Genomic DNA, 22,789 nt, shown 5'->3' with positions numbered 1-22,789 from the left:
GACGACGTCCTCCACCGTCACTCTAGGTAGGCGGCGGGCGTGAATCCACCCGATATCCGGAGCGGCGGGGCCGGGCCCTGTCGTCGAAGCAGGACAGGGCCTACGGTCGGCGGCCCGCCCACGCCACCAGCCGGTCGATGGCGGGGGCGTCGTCGGTCACCGTGACGACCTCACCGAAGGGCACTCGGCCGCCGCGCGTGCCGGCGGGCAGGGACCGGCGTACGACCTCCAGCACCCGCTCCACCAGAGCCGTGTCCCATACCGGGCGCTGCCCGGTCGCTTGCGCCAAGTCCCAGGCGTGCACGGTGAGCTCATTGGTGTAGATCAGCGCGCCGACCGCTCCGGGCTTGGGCCCGACCGGCAACAGCAGCTCCCGGTCGAGGATGCCCTCGTCCGCCCACACGGCCTCCGCCTCGGCGGCGGCCGGTGCCCAGGCCGCCGCCCAGGCGCCGTCCGGCAGCTCGTCGGCGAAGGACGGCACGCTGAACGGGTCCTCGCCCCGCCCGATCACGGCGATCCGACGTACCACGGCGACGAGGTGGCTCGACAACCGCCGGACATCGAACTCCTCGCAGGGAGTGGGGGAGTCGTACTGGTCGGGACGGACTGCGGCGAGGGTACGTCCGGCGAGGGCGACGGCCGTCGAGAGGTCCCGGCGGGGGTCGAAGGCAGGAGCGGAAGGGGCCTGCGGTGCCGCGAGCTGCGCGGTGTTCTCGTTCATGCATTCATCCTTGCGGCTAAAGTGGCCATCTTCCGGCCAGTTTTCCGGGCCGTTCTGCTCCGGTGCCCACCGGAGGCAGTGAGCCGTGTGGAGGGAGCGGGCATGAGGGCTGACCGTCTGGTGGCGACCCTGCTGTTCCTACAGGAGCGCGGCCGGGTCACCGTGCCCGAAGTCGCAGCCGAACTGGAGGTGTCCCAGCGCACCGCCCGCCGCGACCTGGAGGCCCTGGCCGCCTCCGGCATCCCCGTCTACTCGCAACGCGGCCGGGGCGGCGGTTGGTCCCTGGTCGGCGGGGCGCGCACCAACCTCACCGGCCTGACCGCCGCCGAGATCCGGGCGCTGTTCCTGCTCACCGGGCCGCTCGCGGCCACCCCGGAACTACGCACCACCTTGCGCAAGCTGGTACGCGCCCTCCCACCGGAGCTGCGATCCGACGCCGAGGCCGCCGCCCGCGCCGGCGTCACCGACGACACGGACTGGTCCCGCAACGCCCCCACCGCGCAGGCGGGCCATCGCGCGCTGCTCCAGAGCGCCGTGGTGGAGGGGAAGCGGGTCCGGCTCGGGTACGCGGGGGTCGGCAAGCCGCCGGGCGTGCGGGTGGTCGACCCCCTCGGGCTCGTCGCCAAGGCGGGGGCGGACTACCTCGTCGCGGGCACCGAGGCGGGACTGCGGACTTTCCGGCTCGGCCGGGTCACGTCGGTGGAGCCCACCGGTGAACCGGTGGTCCGGCCACCGGACTTCGACCTCGCCTCCGTGTGGCGTGAACGAGCGGAGGTGATCGAGAGCGGCATGTTCGCGGTCACGGCCCGCGCCCGCGTCGCCCCCGAGGCGCTGGCCCGCCTGGAACGGCTGCTCCGTGGCCGGGTCAGGGTCGGCGAGCCGACGGCCGACGGCTGGACGGAGTGCCACATCGACGGACCGGCCCTGCGCGCCCTGGCCGCCCAGCTCTCGGGGTTCGGGGCGTGGATCGAGGTCCTGGAACCGCCGGAGCTGCGCCGGACACTGGCCGGGATCGGCGCCGAACTGACGGCGCTGTACGCGTCCGACGCCTCCGCCTGACCACCGCCCGCCTCAGCGGGGCGGCGTGACCAGACCCATCTCGTAGGCCGTGATGACGAGTTGGACGCGGTCCCGGGCGGCCAGCTTGGCGAGCAGGCGTGACACGTGGGACTTGGCGGTGGCGACCGTGATGAACAGGTCCTCCGCTATCTCGGTGTTCGACCGGCCGCGCCCGATCAGGGTCAGGACTTCCCGTTCCCGCTCGGTGATGCCCTCGACCGGTCGCGGTGAGCGCTCCGGGGCGGCGGGGCGCCCGGCGAACTCCGCGATCAGCCGATCCATGCGGTGAGACTAGCCGGCCGCCGTACGCACGACATCGGCCCGGGGACGTACGCCCGCGGGCGAAGTCGGCGCAGCGATTGCCGCCCGCGGCCCCATGACCGGCCGGGCGGCCCCGGGCTTCCCCGGCCCCAACGGCCGTGGCCGCACCGTCGTCGAGAGGAAGGCTGCGTCGATCGCGCCCCGTGTCGGCGCCCCGCGGCGTGAACGGAGATCGCCGTCGGACTGTTCGGACGCGCCAAGCGCCATCGGGACGGCACCGAACTCCAAGTCGTCCACGTCGAGGACAAGCGGGGGCCGACGAACCCGGCGTGAGGACCCGGCGGCGGGGCCGGGGCCGGGCCGGGGCCCCGTAGGGCGGTCCGTGGTCAGGCGGAGTCGGCGGCGAAGCGGTCGAGAGCTCCGAGTACGTGGTCGCGGGTCGTCGTACTCCCCAGATGACCCGCGTCCTCCACGACGTTCAGCTCCGCGTCGCGCCAGGCGCGGGAGAGCTCCCACGCGGTGTCGAGCGGTCCCGCCATGTCGAGTCGGCCGTGGACGAGGACGCCGGGGATGCCGGCCAGACGGTCGGCATCGCGCAGCAGCGCCCCTTCCTCCAGCCATGCCCCGTGGGAGAAGTAGTGGGAGCAGATGCGCACCAGCGCCAGGCGGGCGGACGGGGCACGATCCCCGTACGGGCGGGACGTGCCCTTCGTCTCGCCGGACAGAACAGCGTCCTCCCAGGCACACCACCGGGCCGCGGCCTCGGCGCGGACCGCGTCGTCGGGGTGCTCCATGAGGCGTGCGTAGGCTCCGACGATGTCGCCGTCGCGCGGTGTGCCCGGGACGCCGGCGAGGAAGCACTCCCATTGCTCGGGGAAGAACCGGCCGACGCCTCGGTAGAGCCAGTCGATCTCCGAGCGCCGGGTGGTGGTGACGCCGGAAACGACGATCTCCGTCACCCGCCGCGGGTGTCGTTCGGCGTAGGCCAGAAGCAGCGTGGAGCCCCACGACCAGCCGTGCAGGAGCCACCGGTCGATGCCCAGGTGGTTCCGGAGCCGCTCCATGTCGGCGATCAGGTGCGCCGTGGTGTTGTACCGCAGGTCCGTGCCGGGGTCGCTCACGTGCGGTGCGCTGCGGCCGCAGTTCCGTTGGTCGAACAGCACCACGCGGTACCGCTCCGGGTCGAAGTACTGTCGCGCGCCGGGGTCACAGCCCGATCCCGGGCCGCCGTGCACGACGAGCGCCGGCTTCCCCGCCGGGTTGCCACAGACCTCCCAGTACACGAGGTTGCCGTCACCGACATCGAGCATCCCCGTGTCGTACGGCTCGATCGCCGGGTAGAGCTCAGCCAAGACCGGTCCCCCCCTTCACATCCGCGCACCACAGCGCCGTCACATTACGCCGCGGGCGGCCCGTGCGGAGGCCGGCGGCCGCTCGACGGATCCGAGGAACCCCGGGTCGGGCAGTCCCATCTGGGCACAGAAGTCCCGGCTCACGCCGAGGAGTTCCGCCATGCGGACCGGTCTCCGACTCGTGGCCGCGAGATCCGCGTGGGCCTCCTTCGACCAGAGGGGCGGGAAGACGGAGATTCCACGGTCCGAGGTCAACCGGGATGCCTCACCCTGCCAACCGGGCCAACGAAGCCCCTCGTAGAACTGCTCCAGCCGGTCCGACAACAGCCAGGTCAACCACGTCCCGTAGCCCACCTCCAAGGATTCCCACCCCAGGGAATCCGGCGCGAAGTAGACCATCTGTCCGGGAGCGCCGGGACGGCCGGCGTCGGCGGAGTCATGCCCGTTGAGGGCGAAGACCCCGCCGAGGGCGTCGTGCGCCACGACCAGGCCGTGGGTCGGCCGCCACGCGGGGTCGACGTCGCGGGGAAAGCGGTTGACCTGACCGAGGCTCGGCAGCCCGGCGGCGGGTGTTCCCGCCACACCGCCGAACACGCGCAGCCACCCCCCGTCGACGATGATCCCGCCGGAATGCAGGGCCATCGCCCCGAGGTACGAGCGGGCGCTCACCTGTAGCTGGACCAGGCAGGCACCTCCTTGCTCGGTGTCGCCCGGCAGGACCTCGATCGGCGTCTCACTGGCGGCGAACGCCTCCAGCAGCGGCGGCCAGGCCGGGTCGTCCACATCGACCAGCTCCGTCAGTCCTCGCATCCGCACATCCTCGCAGCGCCGGCCGAACTCCCTCCGCCCGGGGCCGGAAAGCCCCGGACGGCACGAACCCGGCGCAGCCTTCCGGCATGGGGAACCGGGAGCGCCGTCGACGCGTCCGAGTGCCATGTCCCGACCGTCACGTACCCGTGCCCGTGCCCGTATGGCCGCCGTCCTCGCCGGTGGACTCGCCCTGGCTGCCTGCGGGACGGTGCCCGGGGTGGCGGACGGCCCGGTCTCCGTTCCCTCCTCCGCGACCCGGCGGGCGGTGCGACTGTGGGAGGACGGGCGGACGCTCACCACCGTGATGCCCGTCGGGGGGGTGTCAGGAGGGGCGGCTCGACGGCAGTGTGTCGGGTACGTCGGTCACCTTGGCGCTGTCGGTCCGCATGCGGGAGAGGCCCGGTGAAGGTCTGCCCGGCCGACATCAGGCTGGAGCCGGTGAGTCTCGCGCTCCGTACGGCCTTGGGCGGCAGCACGGTGATCGACGCGGCGACGGGCCGGACCCTTCGCATCGATGGCCGAGCCGCCCGAGCCGCCCGAGACGCTCGGTCCGCTGCGCCTTGGCGGAAGCCGGCCGCGCCGTCCGCCGACGGTCGTCCCACCGTCGGCGTTCCTCACACCCGGCTGCGCCCCCACTGGCCGGTCACGTGGTCGGACGGGCGGTTTTCAGGCCGCCTGTCCGCATCAGGGAAGCTAGCAAGATCGACATAATCCGGCCATAAGGAGGTATCGGCGCGGCAAAGTGGCGCAGACGATTCCGTATCCGCGCGGTGCGCCGTAACCGGACGTCGGCGGGCGCTGTTGCACAGCCGGCGGGTCCCCCCACGGCGAAACGGAGTCCCCATGCCCGAGCTGACCGATGACACCGGCCAGGCCGCCGGGCAGGCCACCGGGCAGTCGAACGGCCAGTCGGGCGGGCAAGCCGGCGGCCAGGCCGGCAGGCGGCAGACCGTTCAGGCCGGCACCTGGATGACCCCGGCCGAATACGGCGCCTCGCGCGCCGCGCTCTGGACCGGGGCGGTGGTCCTCGTCACCGACCCCGACGGCCGCGTACTCGTCCAGACGGTCGACTACCGGCCCGACCGGCTGCTGCCCGGCGGCGCCGTCGACGCGGGCGAGTCGCCGTCCGCCGCGGCCGCCCGCGAGGTGCGTGAGGAGCTCGGCGTCGACGGCCACTACCCGCGCGGGCTCGCCGTCGACTGGATCCCCGCCCACACCCCCGGGTTCCCGCCCGAGATGCGCTTCCCCGGAGAGATCCTGTACGTCTACGACGGCGGCACCTGGACCCCCGACCGGATCGGGACCGTCCGTCTCCCGGCCCAGGAGATCACCGGCATCGACTTCGCCGAGCCCGCCGACCTGCCGGCCCTGATGGACGCGGGCGACGCCCGCCGGACCCTCTCCGCCCTGCGCGCCAGGATCGCCGGCGCCGGCCCCGTGCTGCTGGAGGACGGCCGGCCGATCGCCCCCACCGCCCTCGACCGGCTCGGCGTGCTGCGCACCCGCCGCACCCCCGCGCGCGGCGCCTGGCATCCCGGCCCGGTACCCGCCGGGTTGCCGGTACGGCACCGCTCCGGATGGCTGTTCGCCCCTGACGGTCGGGTGCTGCTGCTGATCGCCCGCGCGACGGGCGCCGCGCACCTGCCGCCCCCGAACGCCGAACCCACCGCCGGGGCCGTCCCGCTCGGGTACCGGTACGCCGACCAGGGCGCGCACGCCCGTACCGTCGCCCGTCTCACGGCAGTGTCCGCGCACCGCGACCCCGCGTACGCGCGGCTGCTCGCCACCCCCGAACAGGTCCGCGAGCTCAGCGACTGGGGCGCCGCCGGCCGGGCCGAACTGGCGGCCGTCCACGCCGCCCGCGCGCAGCTCTCGCTCCCCGCCCCACCCCGTGTCCCGCCCACCGAACTGCCCCGCGAGGGCGCGCGCTGGTGACGGGGCGAACGAGGCGAAAGGGCGCCGAGGGGGCCGGGGCGCCGCCGCGTCCGCAAATCCTGGTCACGCGGGGCGCGGTCCCGCAGCATGGAGCCCATGAGCGACAGCGCGATCACCTACACCGTCTACATCCAGGCCGACCCCGACCGCGTCTGGCAGGCGCTGACGGAGCCCGCCCTCACGCGCCGCTACTGGGGCGTGAGCTTCGAGACCGACTGGGCGGTGGGCTCGCGCATGGACTGGATCGAACGCGGAGCCCGCACCGGCGACCCGGCCCAGGTGGTGCTCGAATGCGTCCCGAACCGCAGGCTGTCCTACACCTGGCACACCTTCACGCCGCAGTGGGCCGCCTCGGTGGGCATCGGCGAGGAGCTGCGCGCCGAGCTGGCCCGCGAGCGGCGCACGAAGGTCACGTACGAGATCGAGCCGGTCGGTGACACGCTCGCCCGACTGACCGTCATCCACGACGGGTTCGAACCCGGCGGCACCCTCATCGGGATGTGCTCGCGGGCCTGGCCGCTCCTCGCCTCCAGCCTCAAGACCCTGCTGGAAACCGGCGCCCCGCTGCCCGAACCCGGCCACGAGGGCGAACAGGGCAGCGGCGGCCACGAGACCTACGAACGCTGACCGGGCACCTCGGCCCCCGTGCGTCCCCGCGCGGGCGAGCGCGGGCCGGGGACCCGGCCCCGCACCCCTGGGCGGCGCACGGTCGCCCGCGTCGTGTGGAATGGGGGCATGGGGAGCAGTGAGCACGAGATACGCCGCGCGGGGAGCGGGGCGCAGGAGCCGCCGGAGCGGTGGCGCTACGCCCGCCACATCGTGGCGCTCGCGGCCGCGTCCGGCGAAGCGGCCGAGGCCGCGGCGGTCGCCGTGGTCCTGCGGGACCCGGACCCGGTGATGGCCGAGAGCGCCGTCGTCACGCACCTGGACCGGCGGGCCGTACGCCTGCTCGCCGACGCGGGGTTCCCCGCCTGGGCCCGGGCCATGGAGACGGCGCTCCACGGCCGGCCGTTCGCGTCCCGGCGGCTGCGCGAATGGACCTTGCTCAAAGCCATAGCCGCCGACGAGCCCTGGTCCGCGGCGGACCTCACCGCCGCCTCCGACTGGTGCCAGCGCACGGCGGCCCAGACGTCGTCCTCGTACGAGGCGCTCGGTGTGCTCGCCGCTTCCGCCCGTACCCACCGGGTCCGCGCCGCCGCCGCCCGGCGGCTGCGCGGACGCGCCGGCGTCTGAGCGAGGACGGGCCGTCCGGGCAGCGGTGGAGCGAACCGGACATACTGGAATGTAAAGCATGTATCGGCGCGCCCGGGGCACGGATTGCGGACGCTCTCTCACCGAGGCCTCGTCACACGCGCGTTCGGGGGCTTAAGGTCGGCTCACCTGGCCGGGTATCAGCGTTGGACCATGCCATTCCGCTGGAGGATGACTCTCCGTGTCGCACCTTTCACAGGCTCCCGTCAGCACTTCGGAGGCCGAGCCCACTCCGCCCACCCCCCGCGATTTCAGCGAGGTCAAGGGGTGGTTCTCCGCCTATGATCAGGTGCTCTTCGACTGGTTCCTGACCCGGCAGAACAGTGACGCCGCCTCCTCGGGCGACCTCCTGGAGCTCGGCGCGTTCATGGGGAAGAGCGCGATCTTCCTGGCCGGATACCTCCGCGACGGTGAGGAGTTCACCGTCTGCGACCTCTTCGACTCGCCCCCGCCGGACGACGACAACCTCAGCGAGGTGCGGGACTCGTACCCCACGCTCACCCGGCGCGGCTTCGAGACCAACTACCTCGCCTTCCACGAGAAGCTGCCCACCCTCATCCAGGCCCCGACCTCCGTGGTCGCCGACCGGGTGCGCGCCAAGAGCTGCCGCTTCATCCACATCGACGCCTCGCACCTCTACGAACACGTCGTGCAGGACATCGCGTCCTCCCGGCTGGTGGCCGCCCCGGACGCGGTGGTCGTCTTCGACGACTACCGCTCCGCCCACTGTCCCGGCGTCGCCGCGGCGGTGTGGGCCGCCGTCGTCACCGAGGGCCTGCGGGTGATCGCCGTATCGGCGTCGAAGCTCTACGCCACCTGGGGCGACCCAGCGCCCCACCAGGCCGCGCTGCTCGGCTGGCTGGAGGGCCGCTCCGACCTGTGGCACGGCGTCGACATCGTGGCCGGCGGTCCGCTCGTGCGGATCGGCGACGAAGGCGTGGTCCCGCTCGCCCCGCCGAAGCCGTTGCGGCCGGCCGAGGAGGCGCCGCCCGTGGCGGCGGCCGCCCCCGCCGGAGTCCGCAGGCCCACGGCCCGCTGGCGCAAACTGGCCAAGGACCTGCTCCCGCCGGTCGTCACCCGGGCGATCGTGGCCGCACGGCGCCGCCGCCGCTGAGCGAGGCCACCGCGCGGCGTCAGATGCCCTTGCGCACCCGCGCCGCGCGGCGGGCCTCGGCGGCCTGCCGGGCCTCGATGGTCTTACGGGACTCCTTGCCCTTGCCGGGCCGGCCCGGGCGGGTCCCGATGCCCCGGAAGCCGAGGTCCGAGCCGCTCGGCCGGCCCTTGGCGTCCGTCGGCGCCGAGCCGGCCAGCGGGACGCCGGACGGGGCCTTGGCGCCGGTGATCCGGCTGAGCGCCGCCTCGCCGGAGCGGACCTGCGTGATGGTCGGCCGGATCTTGGCGTCGGCCATCAGTCGGACGATGTCGCGCCGCTGGTTCGGAGTGACGAGCGTGACCACCTTGCCGGACTCGCCGGCCCGGGCCGTGCGGCCGCCGCGGTGCAGGTAGTCCTTGCTGTCGGCCGGCGGGTCCACGTTGACGACGAGGTCGAGGTCGTCGATGTGGATGCCGCGGGCCGCGACGTTCGTCGCGACCAGCACGTTGACGAGGCCGTCCTTGAACTGCCCGAGCGTCCGGGTGCGCTGGGGCTGCGACTTCCCGCTGTGCAGGCCCTCCGCGCGTACGCCCATGGCCCGCAGGTGCTTCACGAACTGGTCGACGCCGTGCTTGGTGTCCAGGAACATCAGCACCCGATTCTCCCGCGCGGCGATCTCCGTCGCCGCCGAGATCTTGTCCGCCGCGTGGATGTGCAGCACGTGGTGGTCCATCGTCCCCACCGAGGCGGACTGCGGGTCCACCGAATGGGAGACCGGGTCCTTCAGGTAGCGGCGCACCAACTGGTCAACGTTGCGGTCCAGGGTGGCGGAGAACAGCATCCGCTGACCCGCGTGGTGCACCTGGTCCAGGATCTCCGTGACCTGCGGCATGAACCCCATGTCGCACATCTGGTCGGCCTCGTCGAGGACCGTGATCCGCACCCGCTCCAGGTGGACGTCACGCCGACCCACGAGGTCGCTCAGCCGTCCCGGGGTGGCCACCACGACCTCGACGCCGGTACGCAGCGCGCCCGACTGCCGGCCGATCGAGAGACCGCCGACGACCGTCGCCAACCGCAGCTTCAGGGCCCTCGCGTACGGGTCCAACGCCTCGGTCACCTGCTGCGCCAGTTCACGGGTCGGTACGAGGACCAGGGCCAGCGGACGCTTGGGGTCTGCCTGCTGCCCCGCCGTACGGGCCAGCAGGGCCAGCCCGAAGGCGAGGGTCTTGCCGGAGCCCGTCCGACCGCGGCCGAGGATGTCGCGGCCCGCGAGCGAGTTCGGCAGCGTGGCGGCCTGGATCGGGAACGGCTCGCGCACCCCCTGGTCGGCCATCGTCTTCACCAGCTCGACGGGCAGGGTGAGCTCCGCGAACGACGCCACCGGCGCCAGCGCGGGCGAGACCGTCTTGGGCATGGCGAACTCGCCCTGCGGTCCGAGGGTCCGAGGGGCCTTGCCGGCGCCCTTGGCGCCCGGCTTGCCGCCTGCCTTGGCTCCGGCCTTGACGCCGAAACGCCCGTGAGCTGACGGGTTCTTCATGCAGAACCTTCCGTGAGGAGTCTGTGACGAGAGCGAGTGCGCGCGGCGGCGTCACCGGACGGCAACGAGCCGGGGCCCGTACCCCTCGGTACGGGCCCCGGCTCGTCGTACACGTCCGCACCGGGCGAGAGCGGCCCGCGCATCAAGTTTCCCGCCCATTTTACCAGTCGCGGGGTGAGGGCCTCCGCCGGAGGGAGTGATCACTCCTACCACCGACAAGGCGACCAGATGTTCGAACGACCCCGGTTGGCCGCGCCTGGGGTGTGGCGCGCGGGGCGGTTGGGCACTATCGAGACGGCCGCGTATGCGGCCCGAGAGGCACGTTGAGAAGGATCAGTACCCATGGCAACTGGCATCGTGAAGTGGTTCAACTCGGAGAAGGGGTTCGGGTTCATCCAGCAGGACGACGGCGGTCCTGATGTGTTCGTGCACTTCTCCGCGATCCAGACCACCGGCTTCAAGGAGCTGGCGGAGGGCGCGAAGGTCGAGTACGACGTGACCCAGGGCCCCAAGGGCCCGCAGGCGGAGCAGGTGGTCCCCATCGGCTGACCCCGCTTCACGAGCCGAGCCGTCCGTGGGCCCCGCCGGAAGCACCATCCGGCGGGGCCCACGCCGTCCACGGCCGATCACCCGGGCCGGGCGGCCGGGGCCCCGCGCGCGACTACGCTGAGCGCATGACTGTGCTGTTGTACGAAGAATTCGGTACCGGACGCCACCGCGAGAGCTCGCTGATCCGCCACGCGCTCGGCAACTCCCACGACGAGGCGCTGGTCGCGGGGCTCGCGGGCGGTATCGGCTTCATGTACTTCGTCTTCGAGTACCCGCAGCGTCCGCCGGTCGCCACCATCGTCGCCCAGGCCCACCCCGAGCCGTGGGTGCAGGTCGCCCTCGGCCGGCTGCACGTCCCCTACGACGCCACCCGCAGCACCAAACCCCGCTGGGGCCGGGTCCGCGCCGCGCTCGACGAGGGGCAGCCCGTCTTCTGTGTCGTCGACCGTGCCTCGCTGCCCTGGCACGAAGCGGTGGCCCCCATGCCTGGCGCCGACGCGTACACCGTGGTCATCGCCGGGTACGAGGGCGACGACCTCTTCGTCGAGGACGGCGCCGCGGCGCCGTACCGGATCGACCGCGAGGAGTTCGGCGCGGCCTGGAGCGCCCACCCCACGGCCCGCCACCAGCTGGTCGTGCCCACGGGGCCGGCCGAGGCGGAACCGGACGTCGACGGGGCCGTCGCCGCCACCGTCACCCGCCTGACCGGACCGGTGCTCGGCAACGAGTTCGACGTGAACTTCGGCTTCTCGGGCATGGACCGACTCGCCGCGGACCTGCGCGACGCCGAGACCGCCGCGGGCTGGGAGCAGCGGTTCGGCGCCTCACCGGCAGCCTTCCGCACCGCCACCCGGCGGCTGTGCGCCTCCCTGGAGGAGGAGTGGACCGCGCCCGGAGCCACCCGGCCGCTCTACGCCGACTTCCTCGACCTCGCCGGCCGACCCGAGGCGGCCGGGCTCTTCCGGGAATCGGGCCGGTACTGGTCGGAACTCGCCGCCTTGACCCGCTCCGCCGCGCCGGAAGCCGGCGCGGCGGAGCGTCGCACCCTGTTCGACGCCTGCGCCGAACTGGTGGACCGCTGCGCCGCGCTCGAACGCGACGCCGTCGAGGTCCTCGCCAAGCAGACGACCGCTCCGTAGGCCGCTGCCCGGTGGAGCGGCGCGACGCCGCGCCGGGCCGTCGTCCGGCACGACCCGCGCGCCCCGTCAGGCATCCTCCACGGAGATGGCCGCGACAGGGCAGGCGCGGGCGGCCTCGCGCACCAGCGGGCTGCCGTGGCCGTCCTCGCGGCCCGGCAGCAGCTCGCTGAAGCCTTCGTCGTCCTGGGTGAACACCTCGGGCGCGGTCAGCGCGCACTGTCCGGCGCCGATGCAGACGCCTTGGTCGATGGAGATCCGCATACGCCTCACCATGCCACGGGGAGTTCGATCATGCCCTGGATCGTGTCGCCGGGCTTGAAGGGAATCAGCTCCGGTTCGGCCGCCAGCCGCAACCCGGGGAGCCGGGCGAAGAGCGAGCCGAGCGCGATCTCCATCTCGGCACGGGCCAGGTTCTGGCCCAGGCACTGGTGGATGCCGAAGCCGAACGCCAGGTGATGGCGGGGCGGGCGGTGCCAGTCCAGGGAGTCGGGGTCCGCGAAGACCGACTCGTCGCGGTTGATGACGGACGTGGAGAACACCACCCCGTCGTCGGCGCCGATGGTGACCCCACCGATCTCGATGTCCCGCGTCGCCACCCTCAGCATGCCGTCGGCGATCGACAGGAACCGCATCAGTTCCTCCACCGCCTCCGACATCAGCGAGGGGTCCGCGCGCAACTCGGCCAGCTGCTCCGGGTGGCGCAGCAGGGTGAAGGTACCCAGCGAGATCATGTTCGCCGTGGTCTCGTGTCCCGCGATGAGCAGGATGACCGCCAGGGCGACCAGCTCCTCGACATCGGTCTGGCCGGTCTCCAGGCGCTGCGCGATGAGCTCGTCCAGCAGCCCGTCGCCCGGGTCGGTGCGCTTGCGCGCGATCAGCTCGCCCAGGTAGCCGTCGAGGTTGCGGCGGGCGTCCTCCACGTCGGCGAGTTCCGGCCCCCGCAGCAGCCGCCTCGACTGGGCCTCGAAGAACTCGTGGTCCTCGTACGGGACCCCCAGCAGGGCGCAGATCACCATGGACGGCACGGGCAGGGCGAAGGCGCCGACCAGCTCCGCCGGTGAACCCTGGGCGGTCATCTCGTCGAGCAGCCGGTCCACCGTCCGCTGGATGTGCGGGCGCAGGGCGGCGATGCGCTTGACGGAGAAACTCGGGATCAACATGCGGCGCTGGACGTTGTGTTCGGGGTCGTCGACGCCGAGCAGGGCGGTCCGGCGGGTTGTCAGCCCCTTGAAGCGCTTGGTGGTGGCGGGGAAGGCGGCGTTCCGGCGGTCGGAGGAGAGCCGGCTGTCGGAGAGCAGGGCTCGCGCCTCGGCGTGGCCGGTGACCACCCACACCGAGCGGCCGTCGAAGAGGGTGACGCGGGAGAGCGGCCGGGTTTCCCGCAAGGGCGCGTAGGCCGCCGGAGGGTGGTAGGGACAGGTTCGGTCCTGAGGAAAGGCAACGGTTTCGGTCATGCAGCACCTCGCGAGCGATGGTCCGTCTTGCCGGCTCCATTACATGCCCCAGGCACCTATCTCACCTATGCCACTTTCGGCCAGACCGGGCGCAAGTCCCTCGAAGGGCCCAGCGGCCCGTCGGGCCGGGTCAGAGGTGGGCTTCGAGGAACGCCCGGAACTCGTCGCGGGTCATCGGGCCGGCGTGGGTCGCCACGGCCTCGCCGTCCTTGACGAGGACCGTGGTCGGCGCGCCCGTCACGCCGTAACGCCTGGTCGGGCCCGGACAGCGGGTGATGTCGGTCCGTACGGCGGTCAGACGCGTCCCGTACTCCTGCGCCAGCTCGCCGACCAGTACGTCCATGGCCCGGCACGCCGCCACGGCCTTGGGCCAGGTGCCCGTGAAGTAGGCGAGAACCGGCCCCGGGGACATGTCCAGGATGAAATCGAACTCCTGGTCCTCCAGCGGCTGGTGTACCCGACGTGCCATGCGTGCTGCTCCCTGTGCGTCCCGGCGTCTGCCGCCGTGTCCCGGTGTGTCCCGCGCGGTCGGCTCCTCGTGGCGGTCCGCGCCCCTCATCATCCCCCCGGTGGGGCGGCCCGTTGTCAGTGGTGGCCGGCAGCCTGGACCCATGGACGACAGGATGCTGCGGCGCCGGGTCTACGGCGCCGACCACGACGACCCCGACCCGGGACCGCGCCCCGGCCATGTCTACGGCGAGCTCGTGGGCGGCCCGCTCGACGGTCTCCTGCTCGACGTCACCGGCTGGAGCGGGCCCCAACTGGCCGAAGAGGCCCGCCTCCCCACGGAGATAGGCCGCTACGGGGCGGGCGGCCGCGCCCACTACCGGCGCCGGGCGGCGGACCCGAGGCACTGGGACTGGTCGGGGGACGGCCCCTGAGGTGGGGCCCCTGAGATGTGGCAAGGGGTGGAGGGGGAGGGGGCGCGGGGCGTGGGGCGAGCCCCCGGTCCGCCGACGTGTGACCGGGGGCTCTGCGCGGCACTTCCGCCGCGGGGGCCGGATCGGATGCGCCGGACGTCAGACGGCCGTGGCACTCCGGCCGACCTTGCGCGCCCAGAGCACCAGTGGCACCTGGAGCGGCAGCCTGGCCAGGGTCACGGCCCGTCGGGCGGGGGCGCCGCGGCGGGCGTCGACCGCCATCTTGACGTTGGCCGGGAAGACGCCGACGAAGAACGCCGCCGTGGCGAGCGCCGCCACCCGACGGGTGCGCGGATGGGCGACCCCGGCGGCGAGGGCGAGTTCCGCCACACCGCTCGCGTACGTCCACTGGCGGGGGGTGCCGGGCAGGGAGCGCGGGACGATCGCGTCGAACTGCTTGGGCGCGACCGCGTGCGCCACCGCCGCGGTCGCCAGCAGGCCGGCGAGCAGCACGGGCGAGGAGGGAATGCGCGGCATGAGGTTCCTCTCGGAGGGGGACGGAGGGCGGTGGAGCTGAGGGGCGGGAGGGCGGCCCCGCGATCCTACTCGCCGGTAGGAAGCGGCTGTGATGGGGAACTGCCCGGGCGGCCCGGAAAGAATCCGAAGAACTTTCCCGGGAGCTGTCGATCCGGACGTCTCCCGTTCGACACAGGAGTGAAAGGCGGGAAAGCCCCGCCGAACCGACCGAGGAGTCACCATGCCGCGCTTCCTTTCCCTGATCCGCATCGACGAGCAGAGCCTCCCCGCGGACACAGCCTTCCCGCCGGACTTCGAGCAGCGGATGGGCGCCCTGCTGGAGGAGATCACCAAGGCGGGAGTGATGCTGGACACCGCCGGGCTGCTCCCGACCTCCGAGGGGACCCGCGTCACCTGGTCCGGAGGCAAGCTCAGCTACACAGACGGCCCCTTCACCGAGACCAAGGAGGTCGTCGGCGGCTACGCCATCCTCCAGGCCAAGGACAAGGCCGAGGCCCTGGAGTGGACCAAGCGGTTCCTGGAGGTCCACCCCGAGCACTGGACCGTGGGCGCCGAACTCCGGCAGATCGCGGAGGGCTGATCCCGCCACGGGTCGAGCCGTGTTTGCCCCGCCTCGTCACGGCTGCTCTGATGGGTGGCCGTGACGGCAGTGACCCCGGCCCAAGCGGTCGAGACGGTGTTCAGGATCGAGTCCGCGCGGATCATCGCCGGCGTGGCCCGGATCGTGCGGGACGTCGGCATCGCCGAGGAGCTCGCCCAGGACGCCCTGGTCGCCGCGCTCGAACAGTGGCCGCGGGACGGGCTTCCCGACAAGCCGGGCGCCTGGCTCATGGCCACCGCCCGGCACCGCGCGGTCGACCTCGTCCGCCGCAAGGAGACCTACGCGCGCAAGCTCGCGGAGGTCGGCCGCGCCCTGGAGGACGTACCGCCCCCGCCAGAACCGTCGGCCCCGGACGACATCGACGACGACCTGCTGCGCCTGATCTTCACCGCCTGCCACCCCGTCCTGGCCGCGGAGGCCCGGATCGCGCTCACCCTGCGCCTGGTCGGCGGCCTGACCACACAGGAGATCGCCCGCGCCTTCCTCACCTCCGACGCCACCGTCGCCCAGCGCGTCGTCCGCGCCAAACGGGCGCTCGCCAAGGCCGGCGTGCCCTTCGAGGTCCCGTACGGAGCCGACCGCGAACAGCGGCTCGCCTCCGTCCTGGAAGTGATCTACCTCGTCTTCAACGAGGGCTACTCGGCCACCGCCGGGGACGACCTCGTCCGCCCCGCGCTGTGCGAGGACGCCCTGCGGCTCGCGCGCGTACTGGCCGGGCTGATGCCCGGGGAACCGGAGGTCCACGGCCTGGTGGCGCTGCTGGAGTTCCAGGCCTCCCGCATGGCGACCCGCACCGGTCCCGACGGCGAGCCGGTCCTGCTCGCCGACCAGAACCGGACCAAGTGGAACCGCATGCTCGTCCGGCGCGGGTTCGAGGCCGTGAGCCGCGCCGGCACCGGCCCCTACTCCCTCCAGGCGGCCATCGCCGGCTGCCACGCCACGGCCGTCCGGTACGAGGACACCGACTGGCGGACGATCGCCGCGCTCTACGCCGGCCTGGTCCGGCTGATCCCGTCACCGGTGGTCGAACTGAACCGGGCGGTCGCCGTCTCCATGGCCGAGGGCCCCGAGGCGGCCCTGCCGCTGGTCGACGCCCTCGCGGAGGAACCCGCGCTGCGCGGCTACCACCTGCTGCCGAGCGTACGGGGGGACCTGCTGGAGCGGCTCGGCCGCCGCGCCGAGGCCCGCGCCGAGTTCGAGCGGGCCGCCTCCCTCACGCGCAACGCGCGCGAGCGGGACCTGCTGCTGGGCCGGGCCCGGTCCCTGTGATCAGACCCGGACGGGTGCGTCCAATGGCCGTCGGGGCGCGGTGAGCGCGATCGGGCGCCGGAAACCGCCGGAGCGCGCGATGTCCCGTACCGTCTCGCGCAGCGCCTCCTGGAAGGCGCCCATCGTGCGGCGCGCGGCCGGGGTGTCGACGTAGATCGAGTTCATGTGCAGCCCGTCCGCGTCGCGTTGGTACCAGGAGCAGGCCCCGTTCGCGCGCGCCGACCACACGTGCGTGGCGGGCCGCCAGTCCTCGTGCCGCTCGGCGCCCCGGCACTTGCGCATGTCGATGTACGAGAAGAAGTTCACCGGGTAGGGCCAGGAACGGGCCGCGAACTCCTGCGGTGCCAGCAGCTCCCACGCCCGTACGAACGGCACGTCGATGTTGCGGAGCAACTCCCGGAACCCCGACCGGATCCCGGCCATCACCTCCGCGAAGTCCCGCCCGGGGGAGGCGTCGAACTCGATGGGCATGGTGTTCACGAACCAGCCGACCGAGTCGGACCAGCCCTCGCGACCGCGCTCGCTGACCGGCATGAAACCCCGGTACACGCCCGGCCCGCCGGCCTCCCGCAGGGCCAGCGCGACGGCGGCGAGCACCCCCATGAACGGCTTGCCGTCGACGGCCAGACAGGACTTGTCGAAGACCTCGGCCTCACCGGCGTCCAGCAACGGCGACGCCTCGTTGACGATCGGGTACATCCGGTCCGGCTCCACGCCGAGGTCCAGCGGGAACCTCGGGAAGAACTCGCCGTTGCGCGCGATGAAGGACTTCCAGTAGCCGAGCCGTTCGTCGTTCGCGTCGATGGAGAGGTAGCGGCGCCGCTGTTCCTCGGCGAAGTCGAGGTAGCTGGGCGCGGTGGCGGGCAGGGCGGAGCGCTCGCCGCGGCACAGCGCCTCGTAGGAGGTGAGCACCTCGTTCACCACGATGGGCATCGACATGCCGTCGCAGACGATGTGGTCGAAGGCGAGGTAGACGGTGGCGGAGTCCTCGCGCGACACCGCGCCCATCGTGAACAGGGGCCACGACAGGGTGTCGATGCTCCGCCGGAACCGTTCCACGAGGAAGGCGCGCAGCATCTCGGTGGTGGGGAAGTCGCCCACCGGTACGGCGTCCAGGGTGAGTTCGTCGGCCGCGAGGGGCTCGCACGCCAACTCCCCGGCCAGCCGGCGGAACTCGCACCGCAGCACCTCGTGCCGGCGGACGAACGCCAGCAGGGCCTGGGCGAGGGCCCGTTCGTCGAGCGGACCCCGAACATCGAACGTCACCGCGAGCCAGGACGCCACCGGGTGGTCGGCGCCACGGCTCTCCTCGGCCACCGTGAAGTGCTTGTCCTGATTGAAGGACGCCCTCCTGCCCGCGGGGCCGCCCGGGCCGGTGGCCTGGGCGGCCGTGGACCGCACCCGCCACTCGACCACCCGTCCGGGCGCCAAGGTGTGCATCTCCAGAGGAAACTGCCGCATTCCGTCATCCCTTCGCCCCCCGAGTCAACCCCGTGCGCCTAACGACACCCGACCCGTGGAAGTGACGCACGGGGGTGGCGCACCGGGCGGCGCGCGGGGGACGGGATCCGTCGTACCAGGGCGGTGATGACCGACAGTGGTCGGCGTGGAAGCTTCTGACGAGGTCGAGCAGGTCATCGACGCCCTGTACGTGTCGGCGCCGGCCGGGTTCACCGCTGCGCGGGACGCGGCCGCGGCCCGGCTGAAGGCGGCGGGGGACAAGGCCGCCGCGAAACGGGTCGCGGGGTTGCGGCGGCCGACGCTGGCCGCCTGGGCGTCGAACACGCTGGTGCGGGCCGATCCGGAGGAGGCCGAGCAGTTCCTGCAGCTGGGCCAGGCGCTGCGGGAGGCGCACCGGGCCCTGGACGGGGAGCAGCTACGAAGCCTCTCGCACGAGCAGCACGTGGTGATCGGGGCGCTAGCGCGGGAGGCCGTACGGCTGGCCGAGGAGGCGGGGACACCGGTGTCGGAGGCGGTGGAGCGGGAGGTCGAGCAGATCCTGCACGCGGTCCTCGGCGATCCGGGGGTGGCCGAGGACTGGGCGTCGGGGCGGCTGACGAAGGCTCCGGCGGTGGGGACGGCGTTCCCGGTGGCCTCCCCGGACGCCGTGGCGCGGGCCGCCGGGACCCGCCCCGGGCCCGGGCCCGAGCGGGCGCCGGCCCGAGCCCGGGAGGCGGAACGGCAGGCCGAGGCGCGGCGGGAGGAGGAGCGCCGGGAGGAGGAGCTGCGCTCGGCCGAGGAGGCCCGGCAGCGGGCGCTGGAACGGGTCGCCGAGGCGGACACGGAGGTGGAGCGGCTGGAACGGGACGCCGCCCGGGCCCGCGCGGCGCGGGACCAGGCCCACGCGGACCTCGCCGAGGCGGAGAAGCGCCGCCGCGCCGCACGACACCCCCGCCACCGCACCGACCGGCGGTAGGCGCCCCCCGCCACACCGCCTCCCGGCCCGGCTGCGCACGGGGGCGCTCCGGTCTGACCGGCCGCCACCGGCAGCGGGGCCGGGTCGAGCGGCACCGGGCCGGGTCGGCGGCCTGATCGGCGCGGCCCGGCGCCGAACACCGTCGATCCGGCCACCGGCCACCGGCCACCGATCCGCCGAACGCCGCCGTCGGTTCGGCGGCGGCCGGCAGCCCCCGCAGCGGACGACGGACACCGCGCCGGTACGGTCCGGCACCCGGAAGGGCCACCGTACGGACGGGCCGAGCCGTCAGGCGCAGAGGTCGAGGATCTCCACCACGCCCTTCGCGTACGCCCCGGTCACCGAGCCGGAGCCGGTCGCGGCCTCCCGACGCAGCGTGGGCAGCGCCCTGCGGACGAAGGCCGCGCACTGTCCGTACAGGCCGGCCTCGTGGGAGCCCCCGTCGTCCTCCGTGCCCAGGAGGGCGAGCAGGGTCCAGAGCAGGGCTTCCCGGGTGGTCTCGCGCGGCGGGCCCGCCGCCCACACGGCCATCAGCACCCCACAGGCCGCGGGCGCGGGCGGCTGGAGCCTGGTCTCGGTGAAGACATGACCGGCCAGGGCGTGGAAGGCGGCCGGATGCCCCTCCGCCGCGTCCCACAACATCTCCTCCAGATGACCTGCGGAACGCCCGCAACCGCACAGGAGGGACTCCCAGTCGTGTCGCGCGATCTCGGCCTCCACCGCCTCGGGTACCAGCGGGCTGCGCAGCGGCTTGTCCGTCCGTCTCATGGCGCAATTATGAGATCCCGGCACCCGGCCGTACCAGGGGGCGAGGAACCGGATCCGGTGGTCGTTCGTCCCAGTGGCCGTGTGGAACGCAAAGATAAGACGAAGAGTCCTGACCTTGGTGTTCGCCCTGCTCGCGACGCAACTGGGGTCCCTCGTCGGCCCGGCGTACGCCTGCGGCTGCGGAGCCATGATCCCCGACGGTTTCTCCCGGATCGGTGTCGCCCGGGAGACCTCCGTCCTGCGCTGGGACGGCCGGACCGAACAGATCGTGATGCGGTTCAGGGTCGACGGGGACGCCAAGAAGGCCGCCTGGATCATGCCGGTGCCCGGGCGGGCCACGGTCGAGACGGCCAAGGCGGAGCTGTTCACCGACCTCGCCCGGCTCACCGTGCCCGAGCGCAGGACGCGCGGCTACTTCTGGCCGCGCGAGAACGACTGGCCCTTCTCCTCCGGGAGCGGTGACGCGGTCGGCGCCCCGATGCCCGGTGCCGGCGCCCCGTCCGTGGGCGTCGTCGGACGCGAGCAGCTCGGCGACTTCGATGTCGCGCGGCTGACGGCCACCGACCCCGACGCCCTGCGGCGGTGGCTGGAGACCAACGGTTTCAAACTGCCGGACGGGCTCTCCGCCGAGCTCAAACCGTACGTCGACCAGAAGTGGGAGTACGTCGCCGTCCGCCTCGCCCCCCGCGACCGGACCAAGGCGCTGGGCGGGGACCTGGACCCGCTGAGCATCCGCTTCGACAGCGACCGGCTCGTCTACCCGATGCGGCTCTCCCGGCGGGCCAAGAAGCCCCAGTCGCTCGGGCTGTACGTCCTCGCTGACCACCGGATGGAGCCCGTCTCCCCGATCGGCGGAGCCGCGCCGAAGGTGGCCTTCGCCGGGACCGTCACCCCGAGCGGCTCGGTGGCGGAACTCACCGGGGGCACCGGGCCGGTGTTCCTCACGGCGATCGAGCAGGAGTTCCCCGAACCGGCCCGCATCGACGGCGACCACGAACTGCGCGCCACCGCCAAGGACACCCCGTACCGGCGGGCCGTCTACCACGACGAACTCCTCACCGTCGGCGGCGTCGCCGCCTGGCTCCTCACCGTGGCGGCGGTCGTGCTCGCGGCGGCCCTCGTCCTGCTCCTCGCGCTCCGGGCCAAGCGCCGCGGCGCCCGGAGCGTCCGGCCCCTTTCCGGGACGTAGTGCCCCGGCGCGCCCGGGCTGGGGCCGGGCGCGCCGGTCACAGCACTAGCCGGCCCGGTGCAGGGCCAGGGCCGCCAGGGCCTCCGGGGCGCCGGGGCGGCCGCGCATGCCCGGGAAGGCGTTGACGTCCACGATCAGCGGGGTCCCGTCGCCGGTGTCGATGATGTCCACCCCGTAGACGTCCAGCGCGAACACCTCGCCGACGCGGAGCGTCAACTCGGTCCAGGCCGAGGGTGGCTCCCCCTGGATGAGGGCGGGTTCCGGGTCATCTGCGGCCATTTCCGAGCGCCGGATGCCCGCGAACACCCGGTCGCCGATCGCGTACAGCTTGTGGTCCCAGCCGTTGTTGGGGGCGAAGCCCTGTACCACCACCGGTTCCTCGCCCCACCCGGCCGCCAGCGCCCGCAGCCGCGCCGCGTCGTCGACCCGTGCCACCAGGTCGCCCTTGCGGCTGCGCCGGCTCTTGACCACCAGGGGCCAGGGCAACCCCGGCAGCCCCGGCCCGGCACCGACCTGCCGGGCCAGCCGGTCCAGGGAGGGGAAGGCCGTGGTCGCCGCGAAGGGCAGCCCGGCCCGGCGGGCCAGCTCCGCCATGTCCCTGCGGTCCTGGCAGCGGGCCGTGGCCGCCGCTGTGTTCACCACCGGCGCGCCCCGACCCTCCAGCGCCCGCGCCAGTTCCAGCGCGCGGGGATCGCGGGCCTTGAGGAGGTACACGTCGGCCCATGCCCCGGCCTCCGGCGCCCGTCCCTGCGCATCGCGCGGATCCACCACCACCACATCGTGGGCGGGGCCGAGCGCGGCCGCCGCCCCCGCCAGCAGGGGATGCCCGGCGTCGGCGGTGATCAGACCGACCCTCATGCGCCGTCACCCGCCCGGGCCGCGACCTGTGCCGGGATCGACAGGCGGAGGGACGTGGGAAGCGGTGGCGGGCACGGCCCCGCACCACCGGATCGGGCCAGGTCGAGGACGGCCCGGGCCACGCGGGCGGCGGCCTCGGGTACCTGACGGAAGCTCGGGAAGTCGTTCACGTCCACCACCACCGGCCCCTCGGGGCCCAGCAGCACGTCCAGGCCGTACAGGTCCAGTCCGTACACCGCGCCCACCTGCGCGGCGATCGCGGCCACCTCGGCGGGGAGCGGCACCCGGCGCTCGCGCACCGAACGGTCCGGGTGCAGGGGTGAGCGGCGTTCGGTGGCGAACAGTTCCCCGCCGACGCAGTACACCTTGATGTCGGTGCCCGAATTGGGCACGTACGGCTGGGCGATGAGCATGCCCTCGCCGGCAAGCCGGGGCAGCAGCGCGGCGAGCCGGTCGGGGGAAGCCACCAGGTGCACCGCCCGGCCGGAGCTGCCGTCCGCGGGTTTGACGACCAGGGGGTACTCGGACGCCGGGATCTCGGCGAGCAGCTCGGGCCGCGCCACGGCGTACGTCGGCGGCAGCGGGAGGCCCCGGGCACGTCCCAGGGCGGCGGCCAGCGCCTTGTCCCGTACGCCGCGGATGGACCGGGCGTCGTTGACGGTGGTCATGCCGGTGGCGGCGGCCGCTTCGAGCAGGGTCAGCCCGGGGCCGCCGGACACCGTCTTGAGCACCCAGGCGTCGTGAACCCCGGTACGCACCAGGTCGGTCATGCGCAGCAGCGAGCCGCCCGGCCGCAGCACGTCCACTTGGTGGCCCCATGCGGTCAGCTGCCGGATCACCTCGTTCGGCATGCCGTCGTGGCGGTAGTGCTCCTCCACCAGGAAGCAGAGCCTCATGGACCTTCCCCATATTTTCCGGACGTCCGCCGATCCCGCCCGGCGAGTTGTGACGTCACAGGATGCCATGGCCGCAATGTGATGATCGTCCGGTGGCGGCGGGGGATTCCGCAGAAAACGCATGAGAACTGCCTTAAGTGGCCATTACTCAGCGTCACGGTCGCCAAGAACTTTCCAAACTGATCAACAATTCTCTTATAGTGAGGGCTTGTTGCCACAGGAACCCTCTCT

The 22,789-nt window shown here is 73.3% G+C and carries 24 protein-coding genes and 1 pseudogene; 12 read left to right on the top strand and 13 right to left on the bottom strand.

Going from position 1 to position 22,789, the window contains the following annotated elements; translation table 11 throughout:
• Window positions 1-100 precede the first annotated feature (100 nt).
• Complete coding sequence (locus tag ABZ934_RS12455; protein ID WP_361311977.1) at window positions 101-721, bottom strand: TIGR03086 family metal-binding protein; 621 nt, start codon at window positions 719-721, stop codon at window positions 101-103.
• Window positions 722-823: 102 nt separating this feature from the next.
• Here ABZ934_RS12455 and ABZ934_RS12450 point away from each other — a divergent pair, with 102 nt between their 5' ends.
• Window positions 824-1,780, top strand: a complete 957-nt coding sequence (locus ABZ934_RS12450; RefSeq protein WP_361311976.1) for a WYL domain-containing protein — start codon at window positions 824-826, stop codon at window positions 1,778-1,780.
• Window positions 1,781-1,792: 12 nt separating this feature from the next.
• Here ABZ934_RS12450 and ABZ934_RS12445 read toward each other — a convergent pair.
• From ABZ934_RS12445 to ABZ934_RS12435, 3 genes and pseudogenes are all read right to left on the bottom strand, one after another.
• Window positions 1,793-2,056 (bottom strand): annotated as a pseudogene (locus ABZ934_RS12445) (response regulator transcription factor); the annotation flags it as partial.
• 371 nt (window positions 2,057-2,427) lie between these two features.
• Entirely contained in the window at window positions 2,428-3,393 is a 966-nt protein-coding gene (pip, locus tag ABZ934_RS12440) for a prolyl aminopeptidase (protein WP_361311975.1), read from the bottom strand.
• A 39-nt stretch (window positions 3,394-3,432) separates the two neighbouring features.
• Entirely contained in the window at window positions 3,433-4,203 is a 771-nt protein-coding gene (locus ABZ934_RS12435) for a DUF2625 domain-containing protein (protein WP_361311973.1), read from the bottom strand.
• Between the two features lie 843 nt (window positions 4,204-5,046).
• On the opposite strand from ABZ934_RS12435, the gene ABZ934_RS12430 reads away from it, so the two are divergent.
• The 4 genes from ABZ934_RS12430 to ABZ934_RS12415 all read left to right on the top strand — a co-directional run bounded on the left by ABZ934_RS12430 (window position 5,047) and on the right by ABZ934_RS12415 (window position 8,503).
• Complete coding sequence (locus ABZ934_RS12430; RefSeq protein WP_361311971.1) at window positions 5,047-6,138, top strand: NUDIX domain-containing protein; 1,092 nt, start codon at window positions 5,047-5,049, stop codon at window positions 6,136-6,138.
• A 96-nt stretch (window positions 6,139-6,234) separates the two neighbouring features.
• Entirely contained in the window at window positions 6,235-6,765 is a 531-nt protein-coding gene (locus ABZ934_RS12425) for an SRPBCC family protein (protein WP_361311969.1), read from the top strand.
• 108 nt (window positions 6,766-6,873) lie between these two features.
• Window positions 6,874-7,371 carry a hypothetical protein gene (locus ABZ934_RS12420; protein WP_361311968.1) on the top strand — a complete coding sequence of 166 codons (498 nt, stop codon included), beginning with the start codon at window positions 6,874-6,876 and terminating at the stop codon, window positions 7,369-7,371.
• 199 nt (window positions 7,372-7,570) lie between these two features.
• Window positions 7,571-8,503, top strand: a complete 933-nt coding sequence (locus tag ABZ934_RS12415) for a class I SAM-dependent methyltransferase (RefSeq protein ID WP_361311966.1) — start codon at window positions 7,571-7,573, stop codon at window positions 8,501-8,503.
• 19 nt (window positions 8,504-8,522) lie between these two features.
• Here ABZ934_RS12415 and ABZ934_RS12410 read toward each other — a convergent pair whose 3' ends face one another.
• Window positions 8,523-9,899 (bottom strand): DEAD/DEAH box helicase, encoded by a 1,377-nt coding sequence (locus tag ABZ934_RS12410; protein ID WP_361312191.1) that lies wholly within the window; start codon window positions 9,897-9,899, stop codon window positions 8,523-8,525.
• Window positions 9,900-10,364: 465 nt separating this feature from the next.
• Between ABZ934_RS12410 and ABZ934_RS12405 the strand changes: the two genes are divergently transcribed.
• Together ABZ934_RS12405 and ABZ934_RS12400 are read left to right on the top strand one after the other, a co-directional pair.
• Window positions 10,365-10,571 carry a cold-shock protein gene (locus tag ABZ934_RS12405; protein ID WP_081524690.1) on the top strand — a complete coding sequence of 69 codons (207 nt, stop codon included), beginning with the start codon at window positions 10,365-10,367 and terminating at the stop codon, window positions 10,569-10,571.
• 125 nt (window positions 10,572-10,696) lie between these two features.
• Entirely contained in the window at window positions 10,697-11,710 is a 1,014-nt protein-coding gene (locus tag ABZ934_RS12400) for a BtrH N-terminal domain-containing protein (protein ID WP_361311964.1), read from the top strand.
• Between the two features lie 66 nt (window positions 11,711-11,776).
• On the opposite strand, the gene ABZ934_RS12395 is transcribed toward ABZ934_RS12400, so the two are convergent.
• The 3 genes from ABZ934_RS12395 to ABZ934_RS12385 form a co-directional block, all read right to left on the bottom strand.
• On the bottom strand, window positions 11,777-11,971 hold the full coding sequence (locus ABZ934_RS12395; protein WP_361311962.1) for a ferredoxin: 195 nt from the start codon (window positions 11,969-11,971) through the stop codon (window positions 11,777-11,779).
• A 5-nt stretch (window positions 11,972-11,976) separates the two neighbouring features.
• Entirely contained in the window at window positions 11,977-13,164 is a 1,188-nt protein-coding gene (locus ABZ934_RS12390) for a cytochrome P450 (protein ID WP_361311960.1), read from the bottom strand.
• Between the two features lie 130 nt (window positions 13,165-13,294).
• On the bottom strand, window positions 13,295-13,633 hold the full coding sequence (locus ABZ934_RS12385) for a thioredoxin family protein (RefSeq protein ID WP_361311959.1): 339 nt from the start codon (window positions 13,631-13,633) through the stop codon (window positions 13,295-13,297).
• Window positions 13,634-13,775: 142 nt separating this feature from the next.
• Between ABZ934_RS12385 and ABZ934_RS12380 the strand changes: the two genes are divergently transcribed.
• Window positions 13,776-14,045: a hypothetical protein gene (locus ABZ934_RS12380; RefSeq protein ID WP_361311957.1), complete on the top strand. Its 270-nt coding sequence runs from the start codon at window positions 13,776-13,778 to the stop codon at window positions 14,043-14,045.
• Between the two features lie 138 nt (window positions 14,046-14,183).
• Here ABZ934_RS12380 and ABZ934_RS12375 read toward each other — a convergent pair whose 3' ends face one another.
• Complete coding sequence (locus tag ABZ934_RS12375; protein ID WP_361311955.1) at window positions 14,184-14,561, bottom strand: hypothetical protein; 378 nt, start codon at window positions 14,559-14,561, stop codon at window positions 14,184-14,186.
• A gap of 220 nt (window positions 14,562-14,781) precedes the next feature.
• Between ABZ934_RS12375 and ABZ934_RS12370 the strand changes: the two genes are divergently transcribed.
• Complete coding sequence (locus ABZ934_RS12370) at window positions 14,782-15,141, top strand: YciI family protein (protein WP_361311953.1); 360 nt, start codon at window positions 14,782-14,784, stop codon at window positions 15,139-15,141.
• Window positions 15,142-15,210: 69 nt separating this feature from the next.
• On the top strand, window positions 15,211-16,431 hold the full coding sequence (locus tag ABZ934_RS12365) for an RNA polymerase sigma factor (RefSeq protein WP_361312190.1): 1,221 nt from the start codon (window positions 15,211-15,213) through the stop codon (window positions 16,429-16,431).
• On the opposite strand, the gene ABZ934_RS12360 is transcribed toward ABZ934_RS12365, so the two are convergent.
• A complete protein-coding gene (locus tag ABZ934_RS12360) occupies window positions 16,432-17,892 on the bottom strand; it encodes a condensation domain-containing protein (RefSeq protein WP_361311952.1) in 1,461 nt (486 codons plus the stop codon).
• Between the two features lie 145 nt (window positions 17,893-18,037).
• On the opposite strand from ABZ934_RS12360, the gene ABZ934_RS12355 reads away from it, so the two are divergent.
• Window positions 18,038-18,847, top strand: a complete 810-nt coding sequence (locus tag ABZ934_RS12355) for a hypothetical protein (protein ID WP_361311951.1) — start codon at window positions 18,038-18,040, stop codon at window positions 18,845-18,847.
• Between the two features lie 288 nt (window positions 18,848-19,135).
• Here ABZ934_RS12355 and ABZ934_RS12350 read toward each other — a convergent pair whose 3' ends face one another.
• Window positions 19,136-19,615, bottom strand: coding sequence for a hypothetical protein (locus ABZ934_RS12350; protein ID WP_361311950.1), 480 nt, complete (start codon window positions 19,613-19,615; stop codon window positions 19,136-19,138).
• Window positions 19,616-19,730: 115 nt separating this feature from the next.
• On the opposite strand from ABZ934_RS12350, the gene ABZ934_RS12345 reads away from it, so the two are divergent.
• Complete coding sequence (locus tag ABZ934_RS12345; RefSeq protein WP_361311949.1) at window positions 19,731-20,804, top strand: DUF2330 domain-containing protein; 1,074 nt, start codon at window positions 19,731-19,733, stop codon at window positions 20,802-20,804.
• Window positions 20,805-20,849: 45 nt separating this feature from the next.
• On the opposite strand, the gene ABZ934_RS12340 is transcribed toward ABZ934_RS12345, so the two are convergent.
• Together ABZ934_RS12340 and ABZ934_RS12335 are read right to left on the bottom strand one after the other, a co-directional pair.
• Window positions 20,850-21,662, bottom strand: a complete 813-nt coding sequence (locus ABZ934_RS12340) for an alpha-L-glutamate ligase (RefSeq protein WP_361311948.1) — start codon at window positions 21,660-21,662, stop codon at window positions 20,850-20,852.
• Window positions 21,659-22,558 (bottom strand): hypothetical protein, encoded by a 900-nt coding sequence (locus ABZ934_RS12335; protein ID WP_361311947.1) that lies wholly within the window; start codon window positions 22,556-22,558, stop codon window positions 21,659-21,661. Before ABZ934_RS12335 ends, ABZ934_RS12340 begins: the two co-directional genes overlap by 4 nt.
• Between the last annotated feature and the right edge of the window lie 231 nt (window positions 22,559-22,789).

Origin of the sequence: Streptomyces sp. NPDC046557 (assembly GCF_040645975.1) — a bacterium.
In the GTDB taxonomy this organism is placed as follows: Bacteria; Actinomycetota; Actinomycetes; order Streptomycetales; family Streptomycetaceae; genus Streptomyces.
The sequence above is the reverse complement of the archived record's forward strand: the minus strand, read 5'-3'. Positions and strand labels throughout refer to the sequence as shown.